General features: G+C 67.8%; 14 protein-coding genes and 2 rRNA genes. 11 read left to right on the forward strand and 5 right to left on the reverse strand.

The features are described 5' to 3' along the window. Window positions 1-12: 12 nt before the first annotated feature. Window positions 13-1,695 carry an alpha-amylase family glycosyl hydrolase gene (locus MTES_RS10580; RefSeq protein WP_013585247.1) on the forward strand — a complete coding sequence of 561 codons (1,683 nt, stop codon included), beginning with the start codon at window positions 13-15 and terminating at the stop codon, window positions 1,693-1,695. Between the two features lie 163 nt (window positions 1,696-1,858). Here MTES_RS10580 and MTES_RS10585 read toward each other — a convergent pair whose 3' ends face one another. Further along, window positions 1,859-2,881, reverse strand: a complete 1,023-nt coding sequence (locus tag MTES_RS10585; RefSeq protein WP_013585248.1) for a LacI family DNA-binding transcriptional regulator — start codon at window positions 2,879-2,881, stop codon at window positions 1,859-1,861. A gap of 182 nt (window positions 2,882-3,063) precedes the next feature. On the opposite strand from MTES_RS10585, the gene MTES_RS10590 reads away from it, so the two are divergent. From MTES_RS10590 to MTES_RS10610, 5 genes are read left to right on the forward strand one after another with little or no spacing between them, the layout of a single operon-like run. Beyond that, a complete protein-coding gene (locus MTES_RS10590; protein ID WP_013585249.1) occupies window positions 3,064-4,419 on the forward strand; it encodes an ABC transporter substrate-binding protein in 1,356 nt (451 codons plus the stop codon). Next, window positions 4,416-5,387, forward strand: coding sequence for a carbohydrate ABC transporter permease (locus tag MTES_RS10595; RefSeq protein ID WP_013585250.1), 972 nt, complete (start codon window positions 4,416-4,418; stop codon window positions 5,385-5,387). The genes MTES_RS10590 and MTES_RS10595 overlap by 4 nt, the downstream gene beginning before the upstream one ends. Then, entirely contained in the window at window positions 5,384-6,208 is an 825-nt protein-coding gene (locus MTES_RS10600) for a carbohydrate ABC transporter permease (protein ID WP_013585251.1), read from the forward strand. Before MTES_RS10595 ends, MTES_RS10600 begins: the two co-directional genes overlap by 4 nt. Before the next feature lie 29 nt (window positions 6,209-6,237). Continuing rightward, on the forward strand, window positions 6,238-7,194 hold the full coding sequence (locus tag MTES_RS10605) for a glycoside hydrolase family 68 protein (RefSeq protein ID WP_013585252.1): 957 nt from the start codon (window positions 6,238-6,240) through the stop codon (window positions 7,192-7,194). Further along, entirely contained in the window at window positions 7,191-8,351 is a 1,161-nt protein-coding gene (locus MTES_RS10610; protein ID WP_013585253.1) for a serine hydrolase domain-containing protein, read from the forward strand. Before MTES_RS10605 ends, MTES_RS10610 begins: the two co-directional genes overlap by 4 nt. A gap of 158 nt (window positions 8,352-8,509) precedes the next feature. Here the strand turns inward: MTES_RS10610 and MTES_RS10615 are convergent, their stop codons facing one another. The 4 genes from MTES_RS10615 to MTES_RS10630 are packed head-to-tail and all read right to left on the reverse strand — an operon-like array spanning window position 8,510 to window position 12,505. Continuing rightward, a complete protein-coding gene (locus tag MTES_RS10615; protein ID WP_013585254.1) occupies window positions 8,510-9,322 on the reverse strand; it encodes a glycosyl transferase in 813 nt (270 codons plus the stop codon). Then, window positions 9,319-10,323: a hypothetical protein gene (locus tag MTES_RS10620; protein WP_043362691.1), complete on the reverse strand. Its 1,005-nt coding sequence runs from the start codon at window positions 10,321-10,323 to the stop codon at window positions 9,319-9,321. Before MTES_RS10620 ends, MTES_RS10615 begins: the two co-directional genes overlap by 4 nt. Further along, a complete protein-coding gene (locus MTES_RS10625) occupies window positions 10,320-11,429 on the reverse strand; it encodes a glycosyltransferase (protein ID WP_158309751.1) in 1,110 nt (369 codons plus the stop codon). Before MTES_RS10625 ends, MTES_RS10620 begins: the two co-directional genes overlap by 4 nt. A gap of 23 nt (window positions 11,430-11,452) precedes the next feature. After that, a complete protein-coding gene (locus MTES_RS10630) occupies window positions 11,453-12,505 on the reverse strand; it encodes a glycosyltransferase (RefSeq protein WP_013585257.1) in 1,053 nt (350 codons plus the stop codon). Window positions 12,506-12,607: 102 nt separating this feature from the next. On the opposite strand from MTES_RS10630, the gene MTES_RS10635 reads away from it, so the two are divergent. From MTES_RS10635 to MTES_RS10655, 5 genes are all read left to right on the forward strand, one after another. Next, a complete protein-coding gene (locus MTES_RS10635; RefSeq protein WP_013585258.1) occupies window positions 12,608-13,597 on the forward strand; it encodes a WcbI family polysaccharide biosynthesis putative acetyltransferase in 990 nt (329 codons plus the stop codon). Beyond that, window positions 13,594-14,583, forward strand: coding sequence for a hypothetical protein (locus tag MTES_RS10640; protein ID WP_013585259.1), 990 nt, complete (start codon window positions 13,594-13,596; stop codon window positions 14,581-14,583). The genes MTES_RS10635 and MTES_RS10640 overlap by 4 nt, the downstream gene beginning before the upstream one ends. Further along, a complete protein-coding gene (locus tag MTES_RS10645; RefSeq protein ID WP_013585260.1) occupies window positions 14,580-15,884 on the forward strand; it encodes a glycosyltransferase family 2 protein in 1,305 nt (434 codons plus the stop codon). The genes MTES_RS10640 and MTES_RS10645 overlap by 4 nt, the downstream gene beginning before the upstream one ends. A gap of 543 nt (window positions 15,885-16,427) precedes the next feature. Further along, window positions 16,428-17,949: ribosomal RNA gene (locus MTES_RS10650) — 16S ribosomal RNA — on the forward strand. Between the two features lie 412 nt (window positions 17,950-18,361). Continuing rightward, a 23S ribosomal RNA gene (locus MTES_RS10655) occupies window positions 18,362-21,472 on the forward strand. Together the 16S and 23S rRNA genes form the textbook arrangement of a ribosomal RNA operon.

Raw genomic sequence — 21,472 nt, forward strand, 5'->3', positions numbered from 1 at the left:
AAGGACCCCTCCGTGACCACCCCTGCCCCTTCCCTGCAGACCCGCGAGCTCTCCGACGCCCCCGACTGGTGGCGCCAGGCCGTCGTGTACCAGGTGTATCCGCGCAGCTTCGCCGACAGCAACGGCGACGGCCTCGGCGACATCCCCGGCATCACCTCGCGCGTGCCGTACCTCGCCGAACTGGGGGTGGATGCCATCTGGCTCAGCCCCTTCTACCCCTCCGACCTCGCCGACGGGGGCTACGACGTCGCCGACTACCGCGACGTCGACCCGCGCCTGGGCACCCTGGCCGACATGGACGAGCTCATCGCGCAGCTGCACGCCCACGGCATCCGGGTCGTCGTCGACATCGTTCCCAACCACACCTCCGACAAGCACGTGTGGTTCCAGGAGGCGCTGGCCGCGGGTCGTGGCTCGGCCGCGCGCGAGCGGTACATCTTCCGCGAGGGCACCGGGCCCGACGGCGCCGAGCCGCCCACCGACTGGGAGTCGCTCTTCGGCGGGTCGGCCTGGGAGCGCGTCGAGGACGGCCAGTGGTACCTGCACAACTTCGACGTCTCGCAGCCCGACCTGAACTGGGCCAACCCCGAGGTGCGCGCGGACTTCGTGAAGACCCTGCGCTTCTGGAGCGACCGCGGCGTCGACGGCTTCCGCATCGACGTCGCGCACATGCTGACGAAGGACCTCAGCGAGCCGTTGCCCTCCCGCGCCGAACTCGACGCCCTCCCGCAGGACGGCTCCCACCCGCTGATCGACCGCGACGACGTCCACGAGGTCTACGCCGAGTGGCGCGGGGTGTTCAACTCGTACGACCCGCCGCGCACCGCCGTCGCCGAGGCGTGGGTGCACCCCTCGCGCGTGCCGCTGTACGCGAGCGCCGAGAGCCTGGGCCAGGCCTTCAACTTCGACCTGCTCGAGGCCGACTTCGATCCGGCGCAGTTCCGCCGGATCGTCGCCGACAACCTCGCGCTCGCCGCCGAGTCGGGCTCGTCGACGACGTGGGTGCTTTCGAACCACGACGTCGTGCGGCACGCCACGCGGTACGGGCTCCCGGATGCCGAGCGCGGCGCCGACGGTCGCCCCACCCTCAAGCACGGAAACGAGTGGCTTCTCTCCGGGGGCCAGTCGCCCACCCTCGACGCCGCGCGCGGAGAGCGTCGCGCCCGCGCCGCGGCGACCTTCGTGCTGGGCCTGCCGGGGTCGGCGTACCTGTACCAGGGCGAGGAGCTCGGCCTCCACGAGGTCGCCGAGATCCCCGACGCCGACCGCCAGGACCCGACGTTCTTCCGGAGCCCCGGTGTCGATCAGGGGCGCGATGGATGCCGCGTGCCGTTGCCGTGGACAGCGGAGGGTCCCGCCTTCGGCTTCGGCTCGGCCGGTGCGCACCTGCCGCAGCCGGAGTGGTTCGGCACCTACGCCGTCGACCGGCAGGACGGTGACCCCGCGTCCACCCTCTCGCTGTACCGCCGCGCCCTCGACCTGCGGCATGCGCTGCAGGCCGACGAGCAGCTCGCCTGGGTCGAGACCGGTCGAGACGACGTGGTGGCCTTCGAGCGCCCGAACGGGTGGACGGTCGTGACCAACTTCGGCGCCGAGTCGGCCGACCTCCCCGCGGGCGAGGTGCTCCTGTCGAGCTCGCCGCTCGAGGGCGACGCCCTGCCCGGCGAGACCACGGTCTGGCTCCGTCGCGCCTGACCGCTCCGCGCCCCGCGCCCCCACGCCCCGGGGCCCCCGCTCCGCGTCGCGCGCCCCACGCCCGCCCCGGGGCCGCACCCCCCTTTGAGTGTCCAAAACACCCGGACGAAATTTCACACGTTCCGGGTGTTTTGGACACTCAGCCCGCGAAGAGCCCCCGCGATCACGGCCGGCGGATCGACTCCCGGATCACCACGGGCATGTCCACCAGGTGACGCCCCGCGGGCGGACCGTCCGGCGTGAGCAGCAGCTCGACCGCGCGGCGCCCCATCTCCTCGTGCGGGAGGCCGATCGTCGTGAGCCCGGGGCGGAGGTAGGCGGCGAGCTCGTCGTTGTCGAACGACACCAAGGAGACGTCCTCCGGCACGCGGAGTCCCGCGTCTCCGAGGGCTTGCAGAGCGCCGAAGGCGAGCCGGTCGTTCAGGCAGACGATCGCGCGAGGGCGCATCCCGTCGGCGAGCAGACGCGCGGTGAACTCGTAACCGGGAGCGGGCTCCCACAGCCAGATCGACTCTTCGTGCAGGAATGTCGCGCCCGCGTCGGCCATCGCCGCCGAGATCCCCCGCACGCGTGCGGCGACCGTGTCCGAGCGGAAGAGGTCGCGCTCGGCCTGAGCGTCGTACCCCAGGAGCAGGATGCCGTCGCGGATGCCCGCCTCGACCAGCAGCTCGATCGCACGGCGCCCCCCGGTCTCCTCATCGGGCAGGACGCTGCACCCGTGCACCTCGTTCGTGGCGTTGAGCATGACGGTGCGGAGGCCGGAGGGCAGGGGAGGGACGAAGGTCTCTCGAGCGCGCATCGACGCGAAGATGATGCCGTCGACCTGACGGTCGAGGAGCGCCGACACCGCCTCGGCCTCGCGCGCGGGTTCTCCGCCGGTCTCGGCGACGAGCACGACCTGGCCCGCCGCCTCGGCCGCGCCGAGCGCGCCCTTGATCAGCCCACTCGCGAAGCGCGTCGTCGCGACGAGGTCGGACACGAACCCGACCGTGTGCGACGTGTCGGTACGCAGGGCCCGAGCGGCCATGTTCGGACGGTAGCCCAGCTCGGCCGCGGCGGCGTGGACACGCTCGTGCGCGTCCTTCGAGAGCCGGGTGTCGGGCCGACCGTTCAGGATCATCGAGGCCGCGGCCGGGGACAGCCCGGCGAGGCGGGCGACGTCGGCCAGCGTGACCCTCTTGCCCATCGGTGCTCCCCGTTCTGCGGCGCCGGTGCCGCGGTAACGATCTTCGCAGCGATCTTGACAGCGTCGCGGACGTCTGCGTAAATGATGCTGCTAAATCCTTTCAGCAAAGGGTAGCGCACCAGAAGGCCCGACGCCGGAATCACCCGAGCGCCGGCATCACAGCATCTGACGAAGGAGTCGATATGAACCCCCGTTCCCCGCGCAGCCGCCGAGGGGCATCCCTGGCGCTGCTGGCCATCGCGGGCCTCACAGGCGCCGCCCTCACCGGGTGCGCACCCGGCAGCGCCGCGCCCGTCGCACAGAACGACGTCGAGGTGAGCACCGAGCTCACCACCGACCCCGTCCAGCTCACGATCGCCGACGAGACGGGCTTCCCGGTCACCGACAAGCTGACCGAGGAGTTCACGAAGCAGCACCCGAACGTGACCTTCACGATCAACCGCGACACGTTCCAGAACCTCACCGCCAACGCCCCGAAGCTGCTCGCCAGCTCGACGCCGCCCGACCTCATCCGCCTCCCCACCCTGGGCGACACGGTCCGCGACGGCCTCGTGGCCAACCTCGACCCCTACTTCGACGCCTACGGCTGGAGCGCCTGGCCGGCCTCGCAGCTCGCTCCGCTGCGGATGAACGACCAGGGCGTGCGCGGCTCGGGGTCCCTGTACCAGCTGGGCCTCGGCTACAGCATCACGGGCATCTACATGAACACGACCCTCGCTTCGCGGCTCGGCATCGACTCCCCGCCGCAGACGCTGGCCGAGCTCGAGGCCGACATGGCGAAGGCCAAGGCCGCCGGCATCCTCCCGATCATGGCGGGCGACAAGGACGGCGTCGTCAATTTCGTCGTGCAGGCAGCGATGAACCAGTACGTCGACAAGGACCAGTTCCTGTCGTGGATGTTCAACGAGCCTGGCGCGCGCTACGACGAGCCCGGGAACGTCGAGGGTGCCGAACTGGTGCGCAAGTGGGCGGATGCCGGGTACTTCCCCTCCGACATCAACGCGATCGACTACTTCACCTTCACGAGCCGCTTCTCGGCGGGCGAGGGCCTGTTCACGTTCAACGGCAACTGGGAGGCCGCGAACTACCAGAAGGCGCTCGGCTCCAACGTCGAGTTCTTCCTCGTCCCGCCGGCCGAGGCCGGGGCGAACCACGTCGCGATGGGAGCGGCGAACTCGTTCTCGGTGGCCGCGAAGTCCCCGCACATCAACGAGATCGTGTACTTCCTCAACTGGGTGCACACCGACCCGACGGCGCGCCAGATCATCGTCGACGTCACCGGAGCCTCGCCCGGCGGCGACCCCGCCGAAGCCCTCCCGACGGTGCAGCCCGGCTCGCTCATCGAGAACGCGCTGAAGATGTCGGCGCAGATCGGCGCCGAGGACGGCCAGGTCGACTTCATGGCCAACACCACGGCAGGCATCTACGCGGGCTCGATCATCCCCGAGTCGCAGCTGCTCGTGACGAGCCAGATCACCGGCCAGGACTTCGTCGACCGCGTGCAGAAGTTCTACGAGAGCGAGGTCGGCACCAAATGACCGACCGTGCGGTCGCCGTCGCGGCGGCCCCTCGACAGAGCGACGCCGCTCCGGCGACGACGACCGCACCGCCTCGTCGGGCTGCCGCGCGCGCGGCGGCCCGACGGGCGACCCTCGCCGGGTGGCTGCTCCTCGTCCCCGCCCTCGGCTTCTACATCGGCTTCGTCGTCTGGCCGCTCATCCAGGGCGTCCAGTACTCGTTCTACGACTGGAACGGCATCGGCGTGGCCCGGTGGGTGGGCGTCGGCAACTACCTCACGGTGTTCACCGACCCCGATCTGCTCGGGGCCATCCGCAACGCCTTCATCCTCATCGCGTTCTTCACGTTCATCCCCGTCGGCCTCGGCCTGGTCCTGGCGACGCTGATCCGCGGCATCCGGTACAAGGCCTTCGCCGCGACCGCACAGACGGTGCTGTTCCTCCCGCAGATCATCCCGCTGGCGGCCGCCGGCATCGCCTGGTCGTGGATGTACGCCCAGACCGGCGCGGTGAACCAGATCCTCGGCTGGCTCGGACTCGGGTGGATCACCCGCCCGTGGCTCGCCGATTACGGCACGGCCCTGCCCGCGGTCGGCCTCATCGGCTCGTGGGTGCTCACGGGCCTGTGCACGGTGCTGCTGCTCACGGGCCTCGGCAAGATCGACGTCTCGCTGTACGAGGCGATCCGCCTCGACGGCGCCGGGTGGTGGCGGGAGTTCTTCACCATCACCCTTCCGGGCCTGCGTCAGGAGATCGCGGTGCTCGTCACCGTGACCGTCATCGCGGCCCTGTCGAGCTTCGACATCATCTACACCTCGACCCAGGGCGGCCCCGGCCGCGCGACCCTCGTGCCGGGCCTGTCGATCTTCCGCATCGGCTTCACCCAGAGCGACGTGGGCCTCGCCTCGGCCTTCGGCATCGTGCTCATGGTGCTGGTGCTCATCGTCGTGCTCCCCATCCAACGCCTCTCGAGAGCGAGTGACTCGTGATCGCCAGCCGCACCGAGCGCTACCTCGGGATCGTCCTCCTCAGCGTCGCGACCATCGTGACGCTTCTGCCCCTGATCAGCATGTTCTCTGCGGCGCTCCAGCCCGCCGACCAGAATCCGACCGGCCTGACCTGGCCGACCGACCCGCAGTGGGGCAACTTCGCCACCGCGTTCGAGACGGGCCACGTGTGGCAGCTCATGGGGTCGAGCCTGCTCATCGTGCTCGGCGTCGTCCCGGTGAGTCTCGTCGCGGCGACCCTCGCCGGCTTCGCGCTCGGTGCCCTGCAGGTGCGCTTCGGTCGCGGCATCCTGGTGTTCTTCGTCCTCGGTCTGACGATCCCCTTCGAGGCGCTCATCATCCCGCTCTACTACCAGGCGCAGTCGATGGGCACCGTGAACACCCCGTGGGCGGTGATCTTCCCCCTGATCGGGCTCTACATGCCGTTCGGTGTCTTCTGGATGCGCGCGCACTTCATCAACGTGCCCCGCGAACTGTCCGAGGCCGCCCGCGTCGACGGGGCCTCCATCTGGCGAGAGTTCCGCAGCATCCAGCTCCCGCTGGCCGCCCCGGCACTCTCGGCGCTGGCGATCCTGCTCTTCATCTGGACGTGGAATCAGTTCCTGCTCCCGGTCGTCCTCATCGCCGACCCGCTGCAGCGCACGGTCGCCGGCGCGCTGACGTTCTTCCAGGGCCAGTACTCGCTCAGCATCCCCCTGCTCAACGCCGGAGCGCTGATCATCATCACCCCGGCGGTGCTGCTGTTCCTCGTGTTCCAGCGCCAGTTCATCCGCGCCCTCGTGCAGGGCGCGGTCAAGGGCTGATCGCCCTCCTCTCTTCGAAACGGATTCCCATGACGTTCACGCTGCCCGACCACTGGGTCTGGGACTTCTGGCTCGCCCGCGACGGCGACACCCATCACATGATGTTCCTGCAGGCGCCGATGAGCCTCGGCGACCCCGACCTGCGCCACCGCAACGCGAGCGTCGGCTACGCCACCTCCGACGACCTCCGCTCCTGGACGGTCCACGGGACGGTGCTCGAGCCGTCCGGAGGGCACGCACCGGATGCCACGGCGACGTGGACGGGCAGCATCGTGCGGACGGATGCCGAATGGCGCATGTTCTACACCGGATCGCGATTCCTGCGCGAAGGGGCGATCACGAACGTCGAGACGGTCCTCGCCGCGTCGTCGGACGACCTCGCCACCTGGGCCAAGGACCCGGCCGTGGTGGTGTCCGCCGACCCGCGCTGGTACGAGACCCTCGAGGCGGGCACCTGGCATGAGGAGGCCTGGCGCGATCCCTGGGTCTTCGCCGACCCCGACGGCGACGGGTGGCACATGCTCGTCACCGCGCGAGCGCGCGATGCCGAGACCCGCGACCGCGGGGTCATCGGCCACGCGTGGTCGGCCGACCTGCACCGTTGGGAGGTGCGACCGCCGCTCAGCCGCCCGGGCGCGGGCTTCGCGCACCTCGAGGTGCCGCAGGTCGTCCGTGTCGACGGGAGCTGGGTCCTGGTGTTCTCGTGCGATTCGGCGCACCTCGCCGGTGCCCGCGAAGGACACACGGGCGGCATCTGGGCCGTCGCGCTCGACGACCCCCGCGGCCCCTACCCGGTAGAGCACGCGACCCTCGTCACGACCGAGAGTCTCTACAGCGGCCGCATCGCCGAAGACCCCGACGGTCGGGCGGTGATGCTCGCGTTCGAGAACATCTCCTCCGTCGGCTCGTTCGTCGGGACGCTCTCCGATCCCCTCCCGCTCCGCTGGAACGGCGACCGCCTCGAAGCCGCGGGGGAGGACCGGTGACCGCGGTGGAAGGCACCGTCGCGCCGGGGTTCGAGCGCGTCGGTGAGGCCTTCGCCGCCGCCTTCGACGGCCTGCCCGAGATGGGCGCCGCGCTCGCGGTCCGCCTCGACGGGCGCACGGTCCTCGACCTGTGGGGCGGTGTCGCCGACAGCCGCACCGGTCGCCCGTGGGAGCGGGAGACACCGTCGGTCGTCTTCTCGAGCACCAAGGGGCTCATGTCGATCCTCGTGGCCCGGCTCGTGGCATCCGGTCGTCTCGATCTCGACGAGCCGTTGAGCGCGCTGTGGCCCGCGTTCGGTGCGCACGGCAAGCACCTCGTGAGCGTCGGCGATGCCCTCGCCCACCGCGCGGGGGTGTCGGCGCTGCGCGTGGACGTCTCGCGTGCCCAGCTCCGGGACTTCGACGCGATGACGACGCTGCTCGCCGCGCAGGAACCGCTGTGGGAACCGGGCACGGCGTGGGCGTACCACGCTCTCACGCACGGCTGGCTGTCGGGCGAGATCGTGCGCCGGGCCGGCGGAATCGACCCCGGCGCGGCCTTCGCCGAGATGGCCGAGTCCCTGGGCGGGGGAGCCTGGCTCGGGATGCCGCCCGAGGTCGCCGCCTCCGTCGCGCACCTCCGCGTCGGACCGACGTTGGCCGCTCATGTGGCGCGGCAGCGCGCGGCGCGCGGGCCCTCGGCCGTCGACTGGCAGGAGCGCGCGATGACGCTCGGCGGGGCTCTGCCCGAGACCCTCGTCACCGACGACGACGGCTTCAACGCCGACGACGTGCGGGCCGCGGTCATCCCCGGTGCCGGCGCGATCGCGACGGCGCGCGCGGTCGCCGCGATGTGGTCGGCCACCGTCGCCGACACCGAGGGGGTGCGTCTGCTCGACGACGACACCCTGCGGATCGTGACCCGCGAACGTACCGCGGGCGCCCCCGTCTTCCCCGCACCGGCGCCGTGGCCACGCTGGGCCGCGGGCTTCCAGCTCGACTCGGAGGCACGTCGATTCCTGGGGGATTCGAGCTTCGGTCACGACGGCGCCGGGGGACAGGTCGCGTTCGCCGACCGCGAGTCCCGGGTCGGCTTCGCCTTCGTCACGAACTGGATGGAGGCCGACGACCCCCGCGCGACGCGGATCGTCGATGCGCTGCGGACCGTCGTGCGCTGACCCGGCGTGCACTGACCCGTCGTGAGCTGACCCGGCGTGCACCGACCCGGCGTGCACCGACCCGTCGTGAGCTGACCCGGCGTGCACCGACCCGGCGTGCACGGACCCGCGTGCGCTGCCCCGCCCGCCGCTGACCGACCGTGCGCGGAGCCGCCCGCTCAGCGCACCCGCGCCCAGCCGTCGCCGCGTCGTTCGATCGCCCCCGCCGCGGCGAAGGCGTCGAGCCACCCGCCCATCGGCCAGACGCCCCACCGCTCGTGGAACGTCGCCCCGTTGCGGAGGATGTCGTCGAGGTGCTGCCACGGCGGAGACGACACCGGATGCCACTGGTGGAAGGCGTCCGCCCCGCCGATCCAACGCAGCTCGACATCCCGCTCCCGCGCCGTCCACGCGAGGTCGGTGTCCTCCGCGCCGTAGCCCTCGTATCCGGGGTGGAATCCCCCGAGTCGCCCCCAGGTCGCCGGGGTCACGGCGAAGGACAGCGACCAGAACAGGTCGTACTCCGCGGCGGTCGCGGCACGCGTCTCGCCGACCGGCAGCGCGGGGCGAGCCCGGTGCGGCCGACGGAGAAATGGCAGGTCGGTGGCTGATTCGGGCCGCTGTACGCTCGCGAGGTACGTCACCGGTCCGGCCAGGAGCGCGTCCGGGGTGGCGCGCGCCGCCGCCTGATACGCGGGCACCAGCTCCGGGCCGGGGAGACAGTCCACGTCGAGGAAGACGAGCAGGTCCGCCCCGGCGTCGATCGCCGCTCCCGCGGCCCGATTGCGGCCCTCGCCGACTCGGAATCCGTGCGGCCCCGGCGGCACGTGCAGCGTGCGGGTCCCGGCATCCCGGACGCCATCCGGCGGCGTCTCATCGAGCCACGCCTCGACCCGCACGATGTCGCCGGCCACCTCGGCGAGCGCCCGGCGCTGCCGCTCGAGGTGTTCGCGGCGGGCCGAAGAGGCGACGGTGATGACGGCTGTCCTCACGGCAGGACCCCCTCGACGGCCGCGGCCATCCGTGCCGCGGCCCCGCCGACCTGCCACCGCGCCCAGTCGGGATGGTCGTGCGCGGCTGCCTCGATGATCCCGACCAGGTCGGCGGCAGAGACCTCGTCGTCGGCGCGTCGCGCGAGCCCCCAGCCCGCAAGCGCGTCGGCGGTCGCCCGCTGCTCGTCGAAGGGCCGGTCCTGCGCGATCACGACGGCACGGGCCCCGGATGCCGCGAGGTCGGCGACACTGTTCTGCCCGGCCGCGCTGACCACCACGGTGCTCCGCGCGATCAACGGCCAGGGATCGGCGACCCGGGAAGCGGCGTCGTGCCCGACGGCGGTGACGTTCCAGCCGCGGTCGGAGAGCAGCGCGGTGACCGACGCGTGCGTCTCGGCGTCGAGCACCCGGCCGAGCAGGAGCACCGAGCGCGTCGCGTCCTCGGGCACCGGCATCCGTCCGTCGAACCGTGAGATCCCGCCGGTCCAGACGACCCGGTCGCCGTGCGCGTCGAGCCCGGGAGTGGGCACCGCCCCGTGCGGCCACGGCGCGACGATGCGATCGGCGAGGGCGTAGGCGAGCGAATGGGGAGCGTCCGTGCGGACTCCGGGCTGGGTCACCGCCACGGTGCGCAGTCCGAGCAGCCGCGCGAACGCGACCACCTCGGCGCTGACATCGACGACGAGGGCACCCAGCCGGCGGTCGGAGGCGACCCGCGCGATCGTCGCGAGGCGCGCGCGGTGGCCCGGGTGGTCGTGCGGAGCCCAGTGGAGCGCGCCCCGCGCCGTCGGTTCCGCGTCGCGCGGATCGAGGACCGTGCCGTCCGCCGCCTCGACGACGTCGGCATCCGGGGCAAGCTCCACCCAGTCGACCGCGGGGTCGAGTCCGGCGGGCCGAGCCATTGACGAGAACGCCACGACCGGCGTCCGCAGGTGCGGCTGCACCGCGAGGAACCGGGCCACATGGCCGAAACCGTGATGGTGGACGTACCAGCCGATCACCACGACACCGCCGGCGCGCGCCGCGCGGCGACCGGTTGGGCGACATGCGACAGCACGCGTTCGACCTCGCGGTAGCGCTGCGCGAGCGAGTGCTGACGCACGGCCGCCCGTCGCGTCCACACGCGCGTCAAAGGTTCGCGGGTTCCTTGCGCGGCGAGTTCGGCTGCGGCCTTTCCGAGCGCGACGACATCGCCCGGCATCACGGTCGCCGATCCCGGCATCCCGGCGAGCACCTCCGACACCCCGCCGATGTCGAAGGCGGCCACGGGCGTGCCGGTCGCGAGCGCTTCGGCGATCACCAGCCCGAACGGCTCCTCCCACATGGGCGTGACGAGCGCGACGGCGGACGAGCCGACGAGACGGCACAGGTCGGGTTGACGCAGCGGTCCGACGTACCGCGCGTGCGGGCCGAGCCGGGGGACGACCTCCTGCTCGAAGTAGTCGACGTCGCCGATCCGCCCGGCCAGCACGATGTGGGCGCCGACCGCACGCGCGGCCTCGATGGCCAGGTGAGGGGCCTTTTCCGGCACAACCCGTCCCGACCACACCCACGACGTTCCGCCCTCGCCGCGCGTCCACTGGTCGGTGTCTATGCCATTGGGGAAGACGAACGCGTCGACCCCCTCGACCGACCAGGCGCGGGCGGTCGCCTGACTCACGGCCACGAAGCGGTGCGGGCTGTCGCGGACCTCCGCGGCGGCCTCGAGCAGGGGCTCGAGCGGCGGGGTGTGAAGGGTTGTGATCACCGGGATGTCGGCTTCGTCGCTCCACCGGATGGGGGCCGGATGCAGGCTGTGGTTGTCGACGACGTCGAACAGGTGCCGGTCGGCGATGAGCCGCTGCCGCGCGGCGTCGAAGGCGGCGTCCACGGCCCGGGCGTACCCGAGCGGATAGTCCGTGTCGGACGACTCCTCCGGCCGCGTCCACTCGGGCGTCGGCAGGCGGAATTCGGGGGTCTCCCCGAGGAAGTCGGAGCCCTCCGCCGCGCACAGCGTGACCTCGTGACCGCGCGCCCGGAGCCAGCGCACGCGGTCCCACACGGTGGCCTCGAGCCCGCCCGCGTGCGGCTGCCGCAGCGGATAGCGCGAGGGCGCGACGACCAGCACGCGAAGGGGTCGCGACGCCCGCATCACGCGGCGGCCGCCGTCCGCAGGGCCCGACGATAGACGCGCAGGTGGGCGTCGCGCACGGCGTCGCGCTCGGCGGAGCGGTCCGCGCGGCGCCGCGCGACCTCCTCGGCCCGCCGCGGCGAGCCGGGTGTCGACCACGCCGGAGCCGTGGCATCCGTGATCGCGCGGGCGAGTGCGATCGGATCCCCCACCGCGAACGCGTGGAAATCCCGGGGGTGCTGCGCCGCGATGTGGCCGACGCGCGTGCCGATCACGGGCACGGCGAGGTCGAAGCAGAGCTCGGCCCACCCCGATTGCGTGCCATGCCGGTACGGCAGGAGGCACGCGTCGAGGTCGGACAGCCACCTCTCCAGCTCGTCGTCGTCCATGCGGCTTCCGCGTTCGATCGTCACGCCGTCCGCGTCTGCGGCGAGAAGACCGATGGATGCCGCCGCCTCCGCGTCGCGGACCCGCTCGTTCATCCGCACGACGGCCTCGACCCGCGCACCCTCGGCACGGAGGTCCGCGACGGCGCGCACGAGGGTCGCGACGGTGCCGACCCCGTCGATGTTGGGTCGGAGATCGCGGAGGTGCACGCCCACCCGCGTCGTCGCGTGCGGGGTTCCGACCGGTGAGGTCGCGGACGCGAGGAGCGTGGGATGGGGGATGACGGTCGTGGAGCGGCCGTACTCCCGCCGCACCTCGGCGTCGGCGGAATCGGTGAGGGTGATGAGCTCGGCGGCAGCGGCGGTCAGCACGGCCAGCGCGGCACGGTGCTCCTCCTGCGACGAGAGCTGAGGGTTCTCCAGATCGTGCACGGTGTAGACGAGCGGACGCTTCAGCCGTCGCAACGTCGCCACGGTCTCCCCCAGCTCCTCGGGGCTGTACGACTCCATCCCGAAGTGCAGGTGCACGAGGTCGAACTCCGCCGCGTGGGCGTCGAGCCACGCGGGCAGCAGCGCCTGCGGCGGCCACCACTGGCCCTCCGGTGCGCCCGGCACCGGGGGATCGCCGAGCAGGCGTACCGCGCGGGGATCGGCGACGGCGGCGACGTACGGATGCGCCGACGGCACCGCGGCAACGCGGAGCGGGGGGATGGTGGGGACGTCGATTCTTTCTCCTCCTCGTGCAGCGGGCTTCGTCGGTGCGCGTACCGCATCGACGGAGACATCGCAATGCAACGGGGCGGTTGGGACGACGACGGCACCGACGGATACGTTCACATCATGAGCGGCGGCGAGGGCGGGGCAACGAGCCTTGCGGATCATGACGACCCGGTGCTAGCGCGCCGACGCCACTACGCCGAGTTCTTCGGAGAGGCGCCGCTGCCGGCACGGTTCGGGGTGGTCGTCGGCAATTGCCAGGCCGAGTCGCTGCGTCTGGTCATCGCCTCCGACGCCCTGCCCGCCATCCGCATCCCGGCCGTTCACGAGCTGACGGCGACCGAGACCACGCGCCTGCACGAGGTCCTCGCGCGCGCCTCGTTCCTCGTCGCGCAACCCGTCCGCGACGACTACCGGGGGCTCCCGCTCGGGACGGCGCAATTGCGCGCATCGCTCCCGTCCGAGGCGCGCGTCGTCCTCGTCCCCTCGATCCGCTACGCCGGTCTGCACCCCTTCCAGGTCGTCCTGCGCCTCCCCGGCTTCGAGCTCGACCCGCCTCTCGTCGCCTATCACGACGTGCGGCTCCTGGCCGAGGCGGCGGGACTCCCGATCGCCCGAACGCTGCCGCCGGAGTCGGTACGGGAGGTCGCCGCCGAGTCGGTCGCCGAGCTGCGCCGCCGGGAGGGGCTCGGGCTCGACGTCGTGGCATCCGACCTGTTCTCTCCCGTCGTCGCCGACCTCGCCCGCACCGTCAACCACCCCGGGAATGCCGTGTTCCTCCCCCTCGGCGAGCGGCTCGTCGCCGCCCTCGGCGCTCCCGGCCGTGCGGTCGACCCGGGTCGACCGATCCTCGCCGGCGTCCGCGCCCCGCTCGAGGAGTGGGTCGTCGACGCCTGGAGCCTGGATGCCGAGCCCCAGCCCGACTGGATCGTCGGGGGCGAACCCCTCGCCGCCGAGACCGTCGCCGAGGCCCACCGCGCCTGGTACGCCGAGCGTCCTGATTTCGTCGCCGCGGCGGTCACGCGGGTCGCTCCGCTCCTGCACCGGTGGCGGGCGGCATGACGACCGCGCGCGCTTCGACCCCGCCGGTGCTTCTCGTCCACTCGGGCCCCCACGGGGTCGCGGTCTACGCGCGGGAAGTCGCCGCAGCGGTCGCCGAGGTCGGGGAGGCCCCACGGTCCGTCACCCTCGCCGAGGTCGCCTCGCTCGAGTGCGGCACGCCCGTCCACGCGCAGATCACCGATCGCCTGTGGGGGACCTCGCCCGAGGAGGCGACCGATCACGTTCTCGCGCTCGCCGAGCGTCACCCGTTGACGGTCACGTTGCACGACGTCCCTCAAGCCTCCGACGGGGAGCGCAACCGACCTCGCCGCCGCGCGTTCTACTCCGCCGTCGCCCACGCCGCCGCAGCCGTCGCGGTGAACAGTGCGCACGAGCGCGCGCTGCTCGCCGAGGAGGGGGTGTGGGACGGCCCTGTCGCCGTGGTGCCCCTTCCTGTCGCCTCCGAACCGGTATCGCACCGCCCCGAGCCGGACGCCGCCGTCGGGGTGCTCGGCTACTTCTACCCGGGTAAGGGGCACGACGAGGCGCTCGCCGCGACGGTGGCCGCGGGGCTGACGAGTCTCACCGTGCTGGGACGGGCGTCCGACGGGCACGCCGCCGAACTGGATGCCTTCGTCCGGCGCGCCGCCGATCTCGAGGTCGTCGCGGAGGTCACCGGCTGGCTGGACGATGCGGAGATGGCGGCTCGGGCGCGCGCCGTCGCGGTGCCGGTCATCGCCCATCGGCATGTCTCGGCCTCGGGGTCGTTGGCCTCGTGGATCGGCTGGGGGCGCCGCCCCCTCGCGGTCCGCAACCGCTACGTCGACGAGATGTCCGCACTGCGCCCGGGCACCCTCTCCGTGGCCGAACCCGACTCTTTTCCCGTGATGATCCGGGACGCGTTCGACGATCCGTCCCTGACCTGGCACGGCATCCATCCCGTCCCGTTCGACCGCGCCGACACCGCCCGCACCTACCTCCGGTGGTGGGCCGAGGTGTTCTCGTGAGTGGTCCGGGCTGGGTGATCGGCAACCGTTGGGACGAGCTCTCCGGCGCGACGCCGCGCCTCGCATCGGTGAGCGTCATCGTCACCCACTACGACCAGCAGGCGGAGCTCGACCGCACCCTCCGCGCGCTCGCGAACCAGGACTACCCCGCCGACCTCCTCGAGATCGTCGTCGCCGACGACGGGTCGCCCTCGGCCCCGGTCGTTCCCCGCGGCGTCCGGGTCGTGAGCCAGCCTGATCTGGGGTTTCGCGCGGCGGCCGCACGGAATCGGGGCGTCGAAGCGAGCACGGGGGAGATCCTGTGCTTCCTCGACGCCGACACGTCACCCGAGCCCGGCTACCTGCGGGCGATGAGCCGTCTCCCGGCTCTCCTCCCCGAGGCCGTCACGGTCGGTCGACGCCGGCACGCCGATCTCACGGACGTGGATCCGACCGCACCGGTGGCCACAGTCGCTCCGGCCGTCGAGCTTCCGGAGCCGCAGTGGCTTCTCGACGCGTACGCGCGCACCGAGAACCTGCTGCACGCGGACGACCGCAGCTACCGCTACGTGATCGGAGCGGTCACGGCCTGCTCGCGGGAGATGTTCGACGACGTCGGAGGTTTCGAGGAGAGCTTCACGTCCTATGGCGGCGAAGACTGGGAGTGGGCGCACCGCGCCTGGCAGGCGGGCGCCGTGTTCGCGCACGTTCCCGACGCGGTGGCCTGGCACGACGGTCCCGAGTGGGCAGGTCGCCCGGGTGTCGACCGCGTCCGCGAAGGCAACGCGCAGACGCTCGCGCTCTCGACGCTCATCCCGATCAACGGATCCGCCGGGCGGGGACTCCTGCCCTCGACCCCCGACCTCGCGGTGCACCTCGTCGGCGACGCGAGCCCCGCCGCGACCTTCCTGTGCGTCGACTCGCTTCTCGCCGCGTTCCCCCGCGCGACGGTGATCCTGGATGCCACCCCCAGCACGCCGGCACTGACCTCCGATCCGCGGGTCGCGGTTGGCGCGGTTCCCGACGCCCGGGTCGTCCTGCGCCTCGACCGCCCCGTCGTCCTACAGGAAGTCGAGGAGCTTCGAGAACGCCTCCTCGGCCTCGGGCAGGGAGACGAGGGGCGGCTCACCGTGCGCAGCCCCGATGGAATCCCCGTGGGCGAGGCGGTTTCGCGCCGCGCGCGCCGCAGGGAAGAGCGATGGGGACGGCCGGTGGGCTTCGCCGCGGGCTCCATCGACGCGAGCGGACTCCATGTCCTGGCGGAGGAGCCTCATCTCGAGTCCTGGGTCGGCGGATGGGGTCACCTCGACCGCTGGACCTGAGATCCGCGTTTTTCCGCGGTTTCGGGGGTGCGACACGCCCGGGCGGTGGTGTGGATTGGACGAGTCGGTGGGATCCGCGTAACTTATTACTTGTTCGCCCCACAGGGGAGAGCGGAGCGGCCGAAAGGCCCCGCGTCCTCTCAAGCGGTGAACCACCCCCAACACTCACACTTGAGAGTTTCGATTCTCTGGTCTACAGTTGGGATCCTGCCACTCGGCACCTGTCACCGACACAAACTCTTCTTCAGGAAGTGTTTCTCGTCGTGTTGGCCGTCGGATGTGGCACATATAGAAGTGAACTGCCTCACGGGTAGGTCGAGAGATCGTTTCTGTGGGTGCGTCCGTTCCTTGAGAACTCAACAGCGTGCACTTGTCAAATGCCAATTTATTCCTCGTCGGTCCGTTTTGCGGATTGCGAGAAATTCCTTTGGATCAAAGTCCAACCCTTTGGGGTTGGCATCTGGATAGTCAGTTTTGACTTCCTGTTTGGTCAGATTGAACTCGCTTGTCCCGACCTTATTCCGGTTGGGTGGGCATTTTTCTTTTACGGAGAGTTTGATCCTGGCTCAGGATGAACGCTGGCGGCGTGCTTAACACATGCAAGTCGAACGGTGAAGCCAAGCTTGCTTGGTGGATCAGTGGCGAACGGGTGAGTAACACGTGAGCAACCTGCCCTGGACTCTGGGATAAGCGCTGGAAACGGCGTCTAATACTGGATATGAGACGTGATCGCATGGTCGTGTTTGGAAAGATTTTTCGGTCTGGGATGGGCTCGCGGCCTATCAGCTTGTTGGTGAGGTAATGGCTCACCAAGGCGTCGACGGGTAGCCGGCCTGAGAGGGTGACCGGCCACACTGGGACTGAGACACGGCCCAGACTCCTACGGGAGGCAGCAGTGGGGAATATTGCACAATGGGCGGAAGCCTGATGCAGCAACGCCGCGTGAGGGATGACGGCCTTCGGGTTGTAAACCTCTTTTAGCAGGGAAGAAGCGAAAGTGACGGTACCTGCAGAAAAAGCGCCGGCTAACTACGTGCCAGCAGCCGCGGTAATACGTAGGGCGCAAGCGTTATCCGGAATTATTGGGCGTAAAGAGCTCGTAGGCGGTTTGTCGCGTCTGCTGTGAAATCCCGAGGCTCAACCTCGGGCCTGCAGTGGGTACGGGCAGACTAGAGTGCGGTAGGGGAGATTGGAATTCCTGGTGTAGCGGTGGAATGCGCAGATATCAGGAGGAACACCGATGGCGAAGGCAGATCTCTGGGCCGTAACTGACGCTGAGGAGCGAAAGGGTGGGGAGCAAACAGGCTTAGATACCCTGGTAGTCCACCCCGTAAACGTTGGGAACTAGTTGTGGGGACCATTCCACGGTTTCCGTGACGCAGCTAACGCATTAAGTTCCCCGCCTGGGGAGTACGGCCGCAAGGCTAAAACTCAAAGGAATTGACGGGGACCCGCACAAGCGGCGGAGCATGCGGATTAATTCGATGCAACGCGAAGAACCTTACCAAGGCTTGACATATACGAGAACGGGCCAGAAATGGTCAACTCTTTGGACACTCGTAAACAGGTGGTGCATGGTTGTCGTCAGCTCGTGTCGTGAGATGTTGGGTTAAGTCCCGCAACGAGCGCAACCCTCGTTCTATGTTGCCAGCACGTAATGGTGGGAACTCATGGGATACTGCCGGGGTCAACTCGGAGGAAGGTGGGGATGACGTCAAATCATCATGCCCCTTATGTCTTGGGCTTCACGCATGCTACAATGGCCGGTACAAAGGGCTGCAATACCGTAAGGTGGAGCGAATCCCAAAAAGCCGGTCCCAGTTCGGATTGAGGTCTGCAACTCGACCTCATGAAGTCGGAGTCGCTAGTAATCGCAGATCAGCAACGCTGCGGTGAATACGTTCCCGGGTCTTGTACACACCGCCCGTCAAGTCATGAAAGTCGGTAACACCTGAAGCCGGTGGCCCAACCCTTGTGGAGGGAGCCGTCGAAGGTGGGATCGGTAATTAGGACTAAGTCGTAACAAGGTAGCCGTACCGGAAGGTGCGGCTGGATCACCTCCTTTCTAAGGAGCATCTGGCGCTCATGGTTTTGCTGTGGGTGTCCAGGCGCCGGATCAGACCGAGTGTGTCTGCCGGTTAGCTCATGGGTGGAACATTTGATGGGGTGCTCATTCTGAGGATTTCGGGTCTAGTACGCAGCTTGTCTGTGGGAACGGTTCGGGTCGGAGGGGTGGGTACATGCACGCTGTTGGGTCCTGAGGGGCCGGGCGCTGATCGGGTTTTCGGATCTGGTTGGTGGCTGTTTCCTTGTGGGCCTTCCCTGCTGTCACGGTTGTGGCGTGTGGGGTGGGTACCGCCCGTACTTTGAGAACTACACAGTGGACGCGAGCATCTTCGACATGAGCCTTCGGGTTTGTGTCGTGAAGATGATCTTAAAGATCATTAGTCAATTTTTTGACGATTCAACTCATGTGATTTCAAGTCTTTAAGAGCAAACGGTGGATGCCTTGGCATCTGGAGCCGAAGAAGGACGTAGCAATCTGCGATAAGCCTCGGGGAACTGATAAGCGAGTTTTGATCCGAGGGTGTCCGAATGGGGAAACCCCGCCAGGGCGCGTGCGTACCTGGTGACTCCCGCCTGAATATATAGGGCGGGTAGAGGGAACGTGGGGAAGTGAAACATCTCAGTACCCACAGGAAGAGAAAGCAAAAGCGATTCCGTGAGTAGTGGCGAGCGAAACCGGAAGAGGCTAAACCTAGCGTGTGTGATAGCCGGCAGGCGTTGCATGTTGGGGGTTGTGGGACTTTTCTGATTGTTCTGCCGAGCAGTCGACGTGACAAGAGGGTATAGACGAACGGTTTTGAATGGCCGGTCATAGAGGGTGCGAACCCCGTAGTCGAAATGCCTGTTCTTGGCGTGAAGAGTATCCCAAGTAGCACGGGGCCCGAGAAATCCCGTGTGAATCTGTCAGGACCACCTGATAAGCCTAAATACTCCCAGATGACCGATAGCGGACAAGTACCGTGAGGGAAAGGTGAAAAGTACCCCGGGAGGGGAGTGAAATAGTACCTGAAACCGTTTGCTTACAAACCGTTGGAGCCTCCTTAGTAGGGGTGACAGCGTGCCTTTTGAAGAATGAGCCTGCGAGTTAGCGATACGTGGCGAGGTTAACCCGTGTGGGGTAGCCGTAGCGAAAGCGAGTCTGAATAGGGCGATTCAGTCGCGTGTCCTAGACCCGAAGCGAAGTGATCTATCCATGGCCAGGTTGAAGCGACGGTAAGACGTCGTGGAGGACCGAACCCACTTAGGTTGAAAACTGAGGGGATGAGCTGTGGATAGGGGTGAAAGGCCAATCAAACTTCGTGATAGCTGGTTCTCTCCGAAATGCATTTAGGTGCAGCGTTGCGTGTTTCTTGCCGGAGGTAGAGCTACTGGATGGCCGATGGGCCCTACAAGGTTACTGACGTCAGCCAAACTCCGAATGCCGGTAAGTGAGAGCGCAGCAGTGAGACTGTGGGGGATAAGCTTCATAGTCGAGAGGGAAACAACCCAGACCACCAACTAAGGTCCCTAAGCGCGTGCTAAGTGGGAAAGGATGTGGAGTTGCTTTGACAACCAGGAGGTTGGCTTAGAAGCAGCCACCCTTGAAAGAGTGCGTAATAGCTCACTGGTCAAGTGATTCCGCGCCGACAATGTAACGGGGCTCAAGCACGCCACCGAAGTTGTGGCATTGACATTTTTGGTAGGCCTTCGTGGTCCAGCCGTGTTGATGGGTAGGAGAGCGTCGTGTGGCGAGTGAAGCGGCGGGGTGACCCAGCCGTGGACGCTACACGAGTGAGAATGCAGGCATGAGTAGCGAAAGACGTGTGAGAAACACGTCCTCCGAAAGACCAAGGGTTCCAGGGTCAAGCTAATCTTCCCTGGGTAAGTCGGGACCTAAGGCGAGGCCGACAGGCGTAGTCGATGGACAACGGGTTGATATTCCCGTACCGGCGAAGAACCGCCCAAGCTAATCCAGTGGTGCTAAGAGTCCTAGCTCACGCTTTAGCCGATCCCTTCGGGGTGAGGCGGGTGTGTGTGAACGCTCGACCCCATGCTGGTGCGGCTAGCGTATTAACAGGTGTGACGCAGGAAGGTAGCCCAAGCCAGGCGATGGTAGTCCTGGTGCAAGTGCGTAGGCCGACTCTTAGGCAAATCCGGGAGTCATTGAGGCTGAGACACGATGCGGATAAAAAGTGGGTGATCCTATGCTGCCGAGAAAAGCATCGACGCGAGGTTCTAGCCGCCCGTACCCCAAACCGACTCAGGTGGTCAGGTAGAGAATACCAAGGAGATCGAGAGAATCGTGGTTAAGGAACTCGGCAAAATGCCCCCGTAACTTCGGGAGAAGGGGGGCCATCCACTTATTAGGACTTGCTCCGAAAGGGTGTGGTGGCCGCAGAGACTAGTGGGTAGCGACTGTTTACTAAAAACACAGGTCCGTGCCAAGTCGCAAGACGATGTATACGGACTGACGCCTGCCCGGTGCTGGAAGGTTAAGAGGACCGGTTAGCCGCAAGGCGAAGCTGAGAATTTAAGCCCCAGTAAACGGCGGTGGTAACTATAACCATCCTAAGGTAGCGAAATTCCTTGTCGGGTAAGTTCCGACCTGCACGAATGGCGTAACGACTTCCCAACTGTCTCAACCGCGAACTCGGCGAAATTGCATTACGAGTAAAGATGCTCGTTACGCGCAGCAGGACGGAAAGACCCCGTGACCTTTACTACAGCTTGGTATTGGTGTTCGGTGTGGCTTGTGTAGGATAGGTGGGAGACGGTGAAGCATTCACGCCAGTGAGTGTGGAGTCATTGTTGAAATACCACTCTGGTCACTCTGGATATCTAACTTAGGACCGTGATCCGGTTCAGGGACAGTGCCTGGTGGGTAGTTTAACTGGGGCGGTTGCCTCCCAAAATGTAACGGAGGCGCCCAAAGGTTCCCTCAACCTGGTTGGCAATCAGGTGGCGAGTGTAAGTGCACAAGGGAGCTTGACTGTGAGACTGACAGGTCGAGCAGGGACGAAAGTCGGGACTAGTGATCCGGCAGTGGCTTGTGGAAGCGCTGTCGCTCAACGGATAAAAGGTACCTCGGGGATAACAGGCTGATCTTGCCCAAGAGTCCATATCGACGGCATGGTTTGGCACCTCGATGTCGGCTCGTCGCATCCTGGGGCTGGAGTAGGTCCCAAGGGTTGGGCTGTTCGCCCATTAAAGCGGTACGCGAGCTGGGTTTAGAACGTCGTGAGACAGTTCGGTCCCTATCCGCTGCGCGCGTAGGAAGTTTGAGAGGATCTGACCCTAGTACGAGAGGACCGGGTTGGACGAACCTCTGGTGTGTCAGTTGTTCCGCCAGGAGCACCGCTGATTAGCTACGTTCGGAATGGATAACCGCTGAAAGCATCTAAGCGGGAAGCCGGCCTCAAGATGAGACTTCCATACCTTTATGGTGAGAGGCTCCCAGCCAGACTACTGGGTTGATAGGCCGGATGTGGAAGCGTAGTAATACGTGAAGCTGACCGGTACTAATAAGCCGATGACTTGATAAC

This window comes from Microbacterium testaceum StLB037 (genome assembly GCF_000202635.1).
GTDB classification, from domain to species: domain Bacteria; phylum Actinomycetota; class Actinomycetes; order Actinomycetales; family Microbacteriaceae; genus Microbacterium; species Microbacterium testaceum_F.